The organism is Streptomyces sp. RLA131 (assembly GCF_056270125.1).
The window spans coordinates 3,670,366-3,682,539 of sequence record NZ_JBWDOQ010000002.1 but is presented as its reverse complement, the minus strand read 5'-3'; the positions used below and the strand labels follow the sequence as shown (position 1 = coordinate 3,682,539).

The 12,174-nt window shown below is 72.1% G+C and carries 11 protein-coding genes; 4 read left to right on the top strand and 7 right to left on the bottom strand.

Annotated elements, in window-relative coordinates:
* Nucleotides 1–47: 47 nt before the first annotated feature.
* The gene (locus RWE79_RS17625) at nt 48–1,625 is read right to left on the bottom strand and encodes a GMC oxidoreductase (protein ID WP_475941036.1); all 1,578 of its coding nucleotides are present in this window, start codon (nt 1,623–1,625) and stop codon (nt 48–50) included.
* 106 nt (nt 1,626–1,731) lie between these two features.
* Nucleotides 1,732–2,664, bottom strand: a complete 933-nt coding sequence (locus RWE79_RS17620) for a cyclase family protein (protein ID WP_475941035.1) — start codon at nt 2,662–2,664, stop codon at nt 1,732–1,734.
* Nucleotides 2,665–2,773: 109 nt separating this feature from the next.
* Between RWE79_RS17620 and RWE79_RS17615 the strand changes: the two genes are divergently transcribed.
* Nucleotides 2,774–3,715, top strand: coding sequence for a DUF389 domain-containing protein (locus RWE79_RS17615; RefSeq protein ID WP_475941034.1), 942 nt, complete (start codon nt 2,774–2,776; stop codon nt 3,713–3,715).
* Here RWE79_RS17615 and RWE79_RS17610 read toward each other — a convergent pair.
* Nucleotides 3,693–5,111 carry a hypothetical protein gene (locus RWE79_RS17610; RefSeq protein WP_475941033.1) on the bottom strand — a complete coding sequence of 473 codons (1,419 nt, stop codon included), beginning with the start codon at nt 5,109–5,111 and terminating at the stop codon, nt 3,693–3,695. The two genes, RWE79_RS17615 and RWE79_RS17610, sit on opposite strands and share 23 nt — an antisense overlap.
* 208 nt (nt 5,112–5,319) lie before the next feature.
* On the opposite strand from RWE79_RS17610, the gene RWE79_RS17605 reads away from it, so the two are divergent.
* A complete protein-coding gene (locus tag RWE79_RS17605; protein ID WP_475945890.1) occupies nt 5,320–5,736 on the top strand; it encodes a DUF6325 family protein in 417 nt (138 codons plus the stop codon).
* Between the two features lie 8 nt (nt 5,737–5,744).
* Here RWE79_RS17605 and RWE79_RS17600 read toward each other — a convergent pair whose 3' ends face one another.
* The 3 genes from RWE79_RS17600 to RWE79_RS17590 all read right to left on the bottom strand — a co-directional run bounded on the left by RWE79_RS17600 (nt 5,745) and on the right by RWE79_RS17590 (nt 9,197).
* A complete protein-coding gene (locus RWE79_RS17600) occupies nt 5,745–6,800 on the bottom strand; it encodes a cytochrome d ubiquinol oxidase subunit II (RefSeq protein ID WP_475941032.1) in 1,056 nt (351 codons plus the stop codon).
* Nucleotides 6,797–8,218 carry a cytochrome ubiquinol oxidase subunit I gene (locus RWE79_RS17595; protein ID WP_475945888.1) on the bottom strand — a complete coding sequence of 474 codons (1,422 nt, stop codon included), beginning with the start codon at nt 8,216–8,218 and terminating at the stop codon, nt 6,797–6,799. Before RWE79_RS17595 ends, RWE79_RS17600 begins: the two co-directional genes overlap by 4 nt.
* 139 nt (nt 8,219–8,357) lie before the next feature.
* Nucleotides 8,358–9,197 (bottom strand): SDR family oxidoreductase, encoded by an 840-nt coding sequence (locus RWE79_RS17590; RefSeq protein WP_475941031.1) that lies wholly within the window; start codon nt 9,195–9,197, stop codon nt 8,358–8,360.
* 195 nt (nt 9,198–9,392) lie between these two features.
* On the opposite strand from RWE79_RS17590, the gene RWE79_RS17585 reads away from it, so the two are divergent.
* Together RWE79_RS17585 and RWE79_RS17580 are read left to right on the top strand one after the other, a co-directional pair.
* Complete coding sequence (locus RWE79_RS17585; RefSeq protein ID WP_475941030.1) at nt 9,393–9,698, top strand: SHOCT domain-containing protein; 306 nt, start codon at nt 9,393–9,395, stop codon at nt 9,696–9,698.
* Nucleotides 9,699–9,748: 50 nt separating this feature from the next.
* Entirely contained in the window at nt 9,749–10,669 is a 921-nt protein-coding gene (locus RWE79_RS17580) for an aldose 1-epimerase family protein (protein WP_475941029.1), read from the top strand.
* On the opposite strand, the gene RWE79_RS17575 is transcribed toward RWE79_RS17580, so the two are convergent.
* On the bottom strand, nt 10,653–11,768 hold the full coding sequence (locus tag RWE79_RS17575) for a terpene synthase family protein (protein ID WP_475941028.1): 1,116 nt from the start codon (nt 11,766–11,768) through the stop codon (nt 10,653–10,655). The genes RWE79_RS17580 and RWE79_RS17575 overlap by 17 nt on opposite strands.
* Nucleotides 11,769–12,174 lie beyond the last annotated feature (406 nt).

Genomic DNA, 12,174 nt, shown 5'->3' with positions numbered 1-12,174 from the left:
CCCTGTCCCTGTCCGTCCCTGGCCCGGCCCTTTCCGAACGCCGGTGGTCAGCGCAGCCGTTCCGCGAGGTGGTCGCCGACGCGCAGCGCGTTGGCGATGGCGGTGAGGGAGGGATTGACCGCCCCGATGCTCGGGAAGAAGCTCGTGTCGACGACGTAGAGGTTGTCCAGGTCGTGGGCCCTGCAGTTGACGTCGAGGGCGGAGTCGGCCGGGTCCCGGCCGAAGCGGACGGTGCCCGCCTGGTGGGCGGTGGCCCCGATGGGCATGCCCTTGTGCAGATAGATGCTGTGCGGCAGCAGATGGTCCGGGTGCATGCCCAGCCGGCCGAGCATGCCGCGGAGTTTGTGCTGGAGGCGCTTGAGCCCGGCGGTGTTGTTCTTCTCGTCGAGGGCCAGATGGATGCCGCCGTCGCCGTCCAGGGTGACGCGGTTGTCCGGGTCGGGCAGGTCCTCCCCGCACAGCCAGAAGTCGACGGCGTGGTGGGCGAGTACCTCGAACGGCATGTCGGGGGCGATGGCTCCGGCCCAGCGGGGTGCTTCGCCGTGGATCTGCTCGGAGTCGGACTTGCCGAGCATCTGGATCCCGCCGAGGGGGTAGTCCCAGTCGTCGGCCCCCAGGTACCAGTCGTGCAGCGCCAGGGTCTTCTGGAAGCGGGTGCCGTTCGGTTCCCTGGACACGGCCATCAGAGCGGTGTTGTTGTGCCGCATGTAGTGCCGGCCCACCACGTCCGAGCTGTTGGCCAGGCCGTTCGGATGCCGGTCGGACGCCGAACGCAGCAGCAGCACCGCGGAGTTGACGGCACCGCAGGCGACGACCACCACGGCCGCGCCGAACCGCGCGGTGGAGCCGTCCCCCAGGGTCGCGACGACCGAGGTGACGCTGCGCCCGGCCGGGTCCGTCTCCAGCCGGGTGACGTCGGCGTTGGTGACCAGTTCGACGTTGGGGTGGCGCAGGGCCGGGTCCACGCAGATGACCTGGGCGTCGGACTTGGCGCCGACCAGGCACGGGAAGCCGTCGACCCGGTCGCAGCGGATGCAGACGCTGCTGTGCGTGGCCCGGCCGTGCTCGTCCTGGGTGAGGTTCACGCCGATCGGGAGGTGGAAGGGGTGCAGCCCCTGCTTCTCCAGGTCGTCGCTGAGCTGCTGGATCCGCGGCTCGTGTTCCACCGGGGGGTACGCGTACTGGGCGCCGGCGGCTCCCTCGGTGGGATCCTCGCCGTGCCGGCCGTGGACGAGATAGAGGTGCTCGGCCTGTGTGTAGTACGGCTCCAGGTCCTGGTAGTCCAGCGGCCAGGCGGGGGAGAGGCCGTCGTGGTGCCGGAGTTCGCCGAAGTCCTCGGGCCGCATACGGAACAGGGCGGCGCCGTAGAACTTGGTGTTGCCGCCCACGTAGTAGTTGACCTCGGGCGGGAAGCTGTTCCCGTGCTTGTCGAACCAGAACTCCGGTGCCCGGTACTTGCCCTTGACGAAGACCGCCCTGGAGTCCCAGTTGTCACGTTCACGCGGGAGGTAGTCACCGCGTTCGAGGAGCAGAACCCGTTTTCCGGTGGGCGCCAGCCGGTGGGCAAGAGTGCCACCGCCCGCCCCGGTACCGATGATGATGACGTCGTAGTGCGCGTCGGCCATACCGCCCACCGTTCTCGGAGCACGCTCCGGTCCTGCCGGGGGAATTGGGCATCCGTTCTGGTACTTCAACGTATCCCCGGCGGACCGGTCCGGCGACTCGGGCCGGTCACAGGACGGCGAGCGGATTGACGGGCGAGCCGGTGGCCGCGGGCAGCCGCAGCGGGGCGATCACGCAGAGGAACGACCAGCGGCCCTCGCGCGCGCAGACCGGCACGAGGTCCTCGAAGCGCAGGTAGTCGAGCAGGTGCAGGCCCATCGCGTGGACGGCGAGCACATGCACCGGGAACGCCACGCCCCGCACCGGGCTGGGGGCCGGGTCGCTGTTGCCGTCGCTGCCGAGCACCGCGACCTGCCGCTCGGCCAGGAACTCCATCGCCGTCGGATGCAGCCCGGCCCGTGCGACGGCGCTGTCCCAGGGCCCCAGTTCCTCGCGCCGCCGCCGGTGTCCCACCCGTACGAGGAGGATGTCGCCCCGCCCGGCCCGGATCCCCTGGCGTGCCTCGGCGGCGCTGAGGTCCTCGGCCGTCACCCGCGTCCCGGGTTCGAGCCACGGGAGGCCGAGCACCCGCGGGATGTCCAGCAGCACACCGCGTCCGACGATGCCGTCGCGGGCCAGGTCGATGGACAGCGCGCTCGACCCGTCCGGTGACAGTGCCTCCGCGGCCGGTACGCCGCCGTGCAGGGTGCCGTCGTAGATGACGTGGCACAGTGCGTCGATGTGGCTGTCCACGTCGCCGTGGATGTTCATCGCGAAGCGGTCCCGGGCGAAGTCCAGCCCGTCCGGGCCCGGCTCGCCGCCGGCCGGGGCGGTCAGCCGGTGCTCGGCCGGCTGGGCGTTGTCGGGTCCGGAACGGGTGCTGACCGGGGCGGCGAGCGTGATCGTCCGTCCCGTCCGCACCTCGCGGACGGCGGCCAGCACCTGTTCCGGGCCGATGGTGTCCAGGGCACCCCGGGGCGCCGCGCCGCCGGGGGACCGGGCGCGCAGGTGCCGGTACAGCGACCGGAACTCGGCCTCGCTCAGCTCGTCGGGCGTCGGCATGCCCCCACCCTCCGGCAGCCGCCGCGATTCCGCGCGCCGGGCGGCCCCGGTCAGCCGCCCGGCCGCCGCCGGGTTGCGGGGCCGGGGAACCGCCGGGTTAATGAAGGCAATGGACATGATCCATGTCCGGGCGGTGTGCCCCCCGGACCTCACGGAGCGCACCATGGCCCTGCTGGGTGCCGAGCCGTGCGTACTCAACCTCGTCCTGGGACGGGGCACCGTACGCAATCCCGACGGTGACGCCGTCGACTGTGACGTGCTGACCGGAGCCGCGAACGACGTACTGCGCGGCCTGCGCGACCTCGGGCTGGAGCAGCGCGGCTCCATCGTCCTCGACCCGGTCGACATGGTCTTCTCCGAACGCGCGGCCAGGGCGGGGGCCGAGGAGCTCGGGGCCCGGCTGCGCGCGCCGGTGTGGGAGCAGGTGGAGGCCCGGATCCGGGCCGAGGGCCGGTACCCGCCGAGCTTCTACCTCTTCCTTGTCGTCGCCGGGCTCATCGGCGCGGTCGGCATCCTCACCAACTCCCAGATCCTCATCGTGGCGGCCATGGTGGTCGGACCGGAGTACGGGGCCATCACCAGCGTCGCCCTCGGCATCGACCGCCGCTCCGGCAGCCGGGTGCGGCGCGGGCTGACGGCCCTGCTGACCGGCTTCACGCTGGCCGTGGTGGCCACCCTGCTGTTCGGTCTGCTGGTCCGCGGTTTCGGACTTCAGCCGCAGGCCTTCGAACTGGGGTTGCGGCCCGTCTCGAATCTGATCAACACCCCGAACTTCTTCTCGGTGGTGGTGGCGCTGCTGGCCGGGGTCGTCGGCATCGTCTCGCTGACCGAGGCCCGCACCAGCGCGCTGCTCGGCGTCTTCATCTCGGTCACCACCATTCCGGCGGGGGCCGACATCGGGGTGTCCTGCGCCTTCGGCAGCTGGAGCGAGGCGTGGGGTTCGCTGCTGCAGCTGCTGCTCAACATCGTCGTCCTGATCCTGGTCGGGACCGGCACGCTCAAGTGCCAGCGGGCGATCTGGCGCCGGGTCAGCGCGCGCCGGGCGACGTGACGGCGGGCGGCCCGGCGGACGCTCCCGGCGTGGCGCCGGTCGTGGCGCCGGTCGTGGCGTCCGGCGCGGCGTCCAGGAACTCGCGGATCGCGAAGGCCAGCAGCACGATCACCGCCGTCCACACCACGACCGCCGTCGTCGGATAGTTCCAGGTCAACAGGACGATCGCGGCGACCACCAGGATCAGCCAGCCGATCCACTCCTTGAAGCGGTGTACGAACCGGCCCACCGCGTTCAGCGGCAGCCCCGCCCCCACGGCCACTCCGCGGACCGCGCCGATGCCGCTGCGGCAGACCGTACGGGTGAGGACGGCGACCCGGGACGGGCCGACGAGGAAAGCGCCGGCCGCCGTGGCGAGCGCGAGCGCGCCGACCGCCCGCACCCCGGCGCGCAGGAACCTCACCAGCGCGTCGTACACCGCGCCGGCGGCGGCCTCGGAGGAACCCACGGGCAGGTGGTCGATGTAGACGGCCCGGGCCACGGTGAGCGAGACGCCGAGCACCACCATGGCCGCGAACACGCCCAGCGCGGTTCCGATCAGGGCCCGGCGGCGGTCGGCGGCCAGGTACACCCCCACGGCGGCGATCAGCACGGCGATGACGGGCAGCCAGCCGCCGAGGATCTCCAGCAGCCTCAGATACGTCTTGATCGTGCCGATGTCCTTCGACGCGAACACCACGAAGTCGGTGTGGACGGCCGGGATCCGCGCGGCCGGCCCGAACCCGGCACCGACCAGCTGGTCCTTGACCTTGGCCACGACGGGTCCGACGTCGATGGCGACCTGGTCGTTCTTCAGGGACACCGCCCCGCCCGCCTCCCCGGTGAGGGCCTTGTCCAGGGAGTTGTGGACCGCGCGGTTGGCGTTCACCCAGACGGTGTCGAAGGTCTTGCTGGACACCACCCGTTCGACGGTGCTGCTGACCAGGGACTTCAGGCCGCTGGTGATCGGGCCGCTCAGCGTGCCGAGCAGCTTGGCCGCCTCCGGCGGGGCGCCCCGCCCCGTCGCCGCCCTGGACAGCTGGTCGACCAGCGCCTTCACGTCGATCTGCGCCAGGACCACGGTGGTGACCCGGTTGGTGATCGCCTTCTGCACGTCCGGGTTGCTCGCCAGCGGCCCCACGGTGGCCACATAGCGGTCGGTGTCGCGCACGATGCTGTTCGCCCAGACCGCGACGACGGACAGCAGCGACAGCAGCGAGGCGAGCAGGATCAGCAGGAACGAGCCGGTGGACCGGAACCAGTGCCTCGGCTCGCGCGGCGGCCCGGCGCCCTCCAGGGCGCTCACCCGGTGCCGCAGCTCGTCCAGTTCACCGCGCTCCCGGGCCGGCGGCGCGTCGTCACGGGACGCCCCCGCGGAAGGCCGCCACGGTTCCGGCGGGGGCGCGCTGTCGGTCATGGCGCTCTCCTTCGTCAGCACGGCGGCCGCCCGGGAAGGCAGGCCCTACGCCGTTACAGGAGATCCGGCCGCCGGCGATCACGCGACCCGGACGGGGCCCGGCGGGTGAACGCCGTACCGAGGTGCGGGGGCCCGGCCGCGGTGATGCAATGGCAGACGGGGACAGCCGCGACCACAGGGGCGAGCCGTGAGCGATGAACTCCAGGACATGGGACCGATCGACTACGTGGTCGTCGAGTTCCCCGGCAGCCGGATGACGGGCGAGGGCTTCCCGTTGCTGGTCGATCTGGTGGACCGGGGCCTGATCCGTATCCTCGACCTGACCTTCGTGCACAAGGAGCCCGACGGGACCGTGGTGGGCCTGGCGATCGCCGACCTCACCGGGGACGGCGCCCTCGACCTGGCCGTCTTCGAGGGCGCGTCCTCCGGGCTGCTGTGCCAGGACGACATCGACGAGGCGGGCGCCGCCCTGGAACCCGGCAGTTCCGCGGGCATCCTGGTCTACGAGAACACCTGGGCCGCGCCCTTCGCCGCCGCCCTGCGGCGCGGCGGTGCGCAACTGGTCGCCTCCGGGCGGATTCCGGTCCAGGCCGTCCTGGCCGCGCTCGACGCCACGGAGCACTGACCGCGGGGTCAGCCGTCCCCGGGCCCGGGGTCCCGGCCGGGCGCGGTCTGCCGCAGGTCGGACTCGGTGAGGGGCTGGAGGACGCCGCGGGTGTCCAGCCGGTAGAGCAGGACGAGCGGCGGGCCGACCAGCACCACCGCGATGACCGTGACCAGCATCAGCCAGCGCAGCGTGGTCGAGGCGCCGGCCGCGTCGGAGACGGTCAGTGAGGTGGGGATCAGGTACGGCCGCTGGGCCAGCCCCCAGGCGACGACGACCAGGGCCACGCTGCCGGCCGCGGTGACCCGCGCCCATCCGGTCGCGGCGCGGTACAGCAGCGCGGCGGTGGCCAGCGCGCTGACGGCGGCCACCAGGACCAGGGCGAGCCCGATGCCGCTGGTGAGCCCGTCGTGGACGTAGCGCGCGTCGTCCCGGGTCACCACGAGGCCGACGACCGCCAGTACGGCGATGACGCCGAGGCTGCACCAGGCCCGCAGCCGGAAGTAGCCGACGAGGTCGGGGGCGTCGAAGCGGCGGGCGTCGGCGGTGAGGAACACCGCCCCGAGGAAGGCGGTCGCGGCGATGGTGAGCAGCCCCGCGAGTACGGACGTCCCGTTGGACCAGGCGTCGGCGGACGCCTCGGTGCCCGGGGCCACCCGGCCGGTGGCCAGTCCTCCGACGGCCGCGCCGAGGAAGAAGGGCGTCAGCAGCGAGGAGACGGCGAACACGGCGCCGTAGATCCGGCGGCGGGCGAGCTGCCGGGTGGGCTTGCGCAGGGCGAACCCGGCACCGCGCAGCACCAGTCCGACGGCCGCGAGGGCCAGGGGGAGCCACATGGCGGTGAAGACGGTCTGGAACAGGACGGGGAAGCCGGTCCACATGATGACCAGGACGAAGATGAGCCAGACGTTGTTGGTCTCCCACACCGGTTCCATGGCGTGGTCGATCAGCCACCGGGGTCGTCTGCCGCGTTCCGGGCCGCCCGCGAAGAGGTCCCAGAAGCCGGCTCCGTAGTCCGCGCCGCCGGCGCACGCGTAGGCGGCCACCGCTGCGAGCAGCACCCAGGCGACGATGTCCTCGATCATTCGCGGGCTCCGTCCTTGGTGGGGGACAACGGGCGCGGGCCGTAGGGGGTGGCGTCCTCCAGGTCGTCGTCGCTTCCGCCGCCGGTCCCGCCGCCGGTCCCTTCCCCGTTCACGGTCCCGGGGGACCGGCCCTCGTCGGCCAGCCGCCAGCGGCGGCTCATCCGCGTGACGATGGCCAGGAAGGAGCCCAGCACCAGGACGTAGACCACCACGACGATGCCGAGCATGGTCCACAGCGCGGCGGCACGGGTGTGCGTGACGGCCTCGGAGACCCGCATGTGCTGGTAGACGATCCAGGGCTGCCGGCCCACCTCGGTGGTGATCCAGCCGCACTCCACGGTCAGCAGGCAGGCGGCGCCGGCGACGGCGGCGCACCGGAAGAACCACGGCGACCGGGGCAGGTCACGGTGGCGCAGCCAGCACCAGCCGTACCAGAGCGCGAGCAGGACGAGCAGGCTGCCGACGGTCACCATGATGTCGAACGCCCAGTGCGCGATGGTGGCCTGGGTCGCCGTCGGGCGGTCGGCCGCGGGGACCGACGACAGGCCCGTCACCTTGGTGTCGGGGCTGAACCCGGCCAGGATGGAGTCCAGTTGGGGGATCCTGAGCCCACCGGAGATCGTCCCGTCGGGGTGCAGCCGGCCGAACATGTACTCCGGTACGTGGGTGTCGGTCTTCCAGACGATCTCGGTGGCCGCGAACTTCACCGGCTGTTTGTGGAACACCGAGCGGGCGATGGAGTCCCCGAGCATGAACTGCACCGGGGTGAGGATCGCGGCGACGGTGAACGGCACGGTGAAGCCGAGCCGGTGGTAGCGGTCCCGGCGGCCCCGGAGCCAGCCGACCGCGTACACCCCGGCCACCACGTATCCCGCGGTCAGGACCACGCCGGCCACGAAGTGCCAGTACTCGGGCCCGAACATCGGGGTGAAGACCGCCTGCTGGACGTTGACGTTCCCGGGCCTGCCGGACGCGTCGACGGTGAAGCCCCGCGGGGTGTTCATCCAGGAGTTGGCGGCAACGATCCCGAAGGCCCCCATCAGCGCGGCCAGCGGCAGCGGCAGGCCGAGCCAGAAGTGCGTCCACGGCTTGAGCCTGCGCCAGCCGTACAGGTAGATCGCGATGAGGACCGCTTCGAGGAAGAACGCCCAGGCCTCGATGCCGAAGCCGAGCCCGAAGACATCGCCCCAGCGGCCCATCATGCCCGGCCAGAGCAGACCGAACTCGAAGGAGAGCACGGTGCCGGTGACGATCCCGATGGCGAACTGCACCGCCATCACGGCCGACCAGCGCCGGGCGAGCCGCAGGGCGACGGGGTCGCCCCGGCGCAGCCCGCGGTGGTGCATCAGCAGGGTGATGGCGGGCAGCGCCACGCCGAAGGGCACGAGCAGGATGTGGCAGGCCAGGGTGAAGGCCATCAGCTCCCGCGCCGGCAGCAGCTGGGGTGGGGCGTCCGCCAGGAATTCGATCGCGCTGTTCACATGGGCCTCGGTGGCTCGTACCGGACGGCGGGAGGGCGGGTGAGGCTGAGGGGGGCCGGAGGGCCGGCGGAAGGGGTCAGCCGCCGGTGGCGAAGCCGGGGAACAGCGTCATGCCGCCGTCCACGTAGACCGTGGTCCCGACGACGTAGTCGAACAGGTCGGAGGCCAGCACGGCGACCACGTTCGCGATGTCGTCCGGGTCGCCGACGCGGTGGTAGGGGACCAGGCGGAGCAGCTCCGACTCGGCCTCCGGGGTGTCCCAGGCGCTGCGGTTGATCGGCGTGCGGATGGCCCCCGGGGCGACGGCGTTGACCCTGATCCCCTGCGGCGCCAGTTCCTGGGCGAGGGTCGCCATCAGCATCTGCACACCGCCCTTGGACGACGCGTAGTTGACGTGGCCGGCCCAGGGGATGAGCTGGTGGACCGAGCTCATGCAGATGATCTTCCCGGCGGAACGGGAGACCTCGGGCACGACGCCCCGCCGCACGAACTCCTTGGCCGCCTCGCGGGCGCACAGGAACTGGCCGGTCAGGTTGACGTCCAGCACCTTCTGCCACTGCGCCAGGGTCATGTCGGTGACGGCGGCGTCGCGCTGGAGCCCGGCGTTGGCCACCATGACGTCGATGGTCCCGAACTCCTCGACCATCCGGGAGACCATGCCGGCGACCTGGTCCTCCTGCGACACGTCCGCCTCGTGGGCGTAGGCGCGGACCCCGAAGCCCTCGATCTCGCGCACCACCTCCTCGGCGGACTCCCGCCCGGCGACGTAGTTGACCACCACGTCCGCGCCGACCCGCCCCAGACCGATGGCGGTGGCCTTGCCGATGCCGGAGTTCGCGCCTGTCACCAGGGCCTTCTGCCCCTTGAGCAGGGGAAGGGCAAGGGGCTGAGGACGGTCACTGCCGCTGGTCTGCACGAGTGTCTCCCGAGGGGGGTGCCGACGGCGGAAACCGGCGGAATCCGCCCCACCACGAAAGCACCGGAGGGCCGCCGCGGCCCGGTGTGCTGGGCCGTCGGGGTGGCCGGCCGATGTGCGACGGGATCCACCCGGTGCTGCAATGGACAGGGACGGAACGGGAGGGACGAACGGGAGGGACGAAGGGAGAGCGCCATGCCAGGTCTTCTTCGCGGGGTCGCGCGGACCGCCGTGGTGGCCGGGACGGCGACCGCGGTGTCGAACCGGGTGAGCCGCCGCCAGCAGGGCCGGTGGGCCGAGCAGGACCATCCGCAGGCGGCCCCGCAGTCCGCGCCGCCCGCCTCGCCGGCCGCGCCCGCCTCGGCCGCCTCGTCCGCGCCGCCGGGCGACGACATGGACAGGAAGATCGACCAGCTGAAGCAGCTCGGGGACCTCAAGGCCCAAGGGGTGCTCACCGAGGCGGAGTTCGAGGAGCAGAAGCGCCGGATCCTCGGCTCCTGACCACGGCCCGCGGTCCCGGCCCCCGGTCCCCTCCGAACAGGACGGTCCGTATGCATCGCACAGGGGAGCAGTTCCGGCTGAGCCACGGGGAGCAGACGGCCGTGGTCGTCGAGCTGGGCGGGGCGCTGCGCCGGTACGCGGTCGGTGAACGGCAGGTGGTCGACGGCTTCGGCGCCGACGACGTGATCACCGGCGGCCGCGGCCAGCTCCTGCTGCCGTGGCCCAACCGGATCGGCGACGGCCGTTACCGCTGGCAGGGGCAGGACGAGCAGCTGCCCGTCAACGAGACCGCGTACGGCAACGCCATCCACGGCCTGCTCCGCTGGTCGTCCTGGCGGCCGGCCCTCCGCGCCGACCGCTCCGACAGCCGTGTCGTGCTGGAGTGCGCGCTCTGGCCGCAGCCCGGCTACCCCTTCCACCTGGTGGCCGCCGTGGAGTACGCGCTCGGCCCCGGCGGGCTGACCGTCACCGTGACCGCGAGGAACGAGGGCGGCACCGCGGCCCCGTACGGCGTGGGCCAGCACCCGTACCTCGCGGTCGGCGGCGGGCGGGTCGACGACCTGCTGCTGACGGTGCCGGCCCGCAGCCGGCTCCGTACCGACGACCGGGCGCTGCCGGTCGCGAGCGAGCCGGTCGAGGGCACCGCGTACGACTTCCGTTCCCCCCGGCCCATCGGGGCGCTGCGTCTGGACACCGCCTTCGCTGACCTGGAGCCGGACGCCGACGGCCGGACCGTGGTCCGGCTCGCCGGGCCGGACCACGGGCACGGCACCGAACTGTGGCTCGGTGAGGGCACCGCCTGCGTGCAGCTCTACACCGGCGACACCCTCCCGGAGCCGTGGCGGCGGCGGAGTGTGGCCGTGGAGCCGATGAGCTGCCCGCCGGACGCCTTCCGCAGCGGCACCGACCTGGTGTGCCTCGAACCGGGCGCCCGGCACACCATGCGGTGGGGCCTCAGCCCAGCGCCGTGAGCTGCGCCTCGCAGTGGGCCGGGTCCCACCACCAGGCGATCGAGGCGATGGCGGCGGGCTCGGAGCAGCCGGCCGGCCAGACGTCGGTGCAGCCGCTGGTCAGGTCGGCGAGGTCCTGGCTGTCCTCGGCGTCGTCGGGGTTGATGTAGCGGTCGCTGTCGTAGGTCCAGTCGCAGTGGCCCCGGACCCAGGTGCGCAACGAGCCGACGTAGGTGGCGAGTTCGGGGCTGCCGTGCCGGATGACCTCGTCGCCGAGCCGGGCGAAGCGGGCCATCACCCGGTTGCGGAGGTCGACGGTCTGGAGTTGTGCCTCCGGCAACGATATGCGGTGCTGGTGGGCGAGGACCGCGATGAGGTTGATGTCGTCCGGGCTGCGCCGGCTCTCCTTGTGGAAGGAGACGATCTCGTTGTCCAGCCCGAACAGCATCGATGCCATCTCGGTGAGGGCGCGGACCGCGCGGTTGTCCATCTCGGCGGGTGGCAGTTCGAACCCGGCGGCGTAGTCGCTGAGGAGGAAGACCGGCAGTGTGCCGACGGTGTCCAGCCGCATGACCATGAAGTCGCTGAGGTTGGGGATGGTGCCGGTGGCGCGGTGGTGGGCCTCGTTGATCTGGCCGAACAGGAACGTCCGGACGGCGTACGCCCACCGGGTCAGCTGCATGGGGCTGGCCCCGTTCGCCTCCAGCCGCCGCCGCAGGTGCCGCACGGCGGCGGCGTACGGGTTGTCGTCGAAGACGTCCACCTCCGGGGCCTCCACCGCCCGCTGGATACGGGACGCGACCATGGCGTAGCCGCCGGGGTCGTGGCTGAACCCGGTCTCGTCGCAGTAGTCGTCGACGGCGAAGAGCCACATGCCGACGTCGCTCACGTCCTGGGTGCGTTCGTCCTCACCGAACGGGATGCCGCGCGCGGTCAGTTCGGCCGCGCCGACCCGCAGCAGCTTCTGCTGATGAGCGTTGTCGATGAACAGCCCGCTCTCGGTCATCCACGCGTTGGTCCGGGCGTCCATCTCCAGGACCCTCGGATGGACGGCCGGGGGGAACGGGCAGAACGGGGGCGGGACGCGCAGGGGCTGGTCCAGACGGGGCAGCAACGGCACGGTGCTTTCCTCCTCGAACGAGGCCGCACGGGCAGCGCGTCTGCCCTCGCAGGCAGGCCGGGGCCAGGAGGCACCGGCACGGCGACGACCGCTGGCACGGGGTGGGGGTGAAGGTTGCGCACTTGCGAAGTCGGCCTGGGAGAGAGGGAGTTGGCAGAAGATCTTGGGAACGCCAATCGAGAACCATAAGCCATGTTCATGTGGGCGGGTCTACGGGGAACGTTTCTTCGGTATATGTCATCGTTCCGGCCGGGTCCAGTAGCGGGGCTGTCCGGAACCGGGTCGGGCGTGCTAACCTCTTCATGGCACTCGTGTAGGTCTGGCTGTCCGCTGAACATTCGTCGGATAGCCGTGGCGCCGATGCCATTCCCTCCCGCGCCGCTGATGGGCCGTCCCTTCCCGGGAC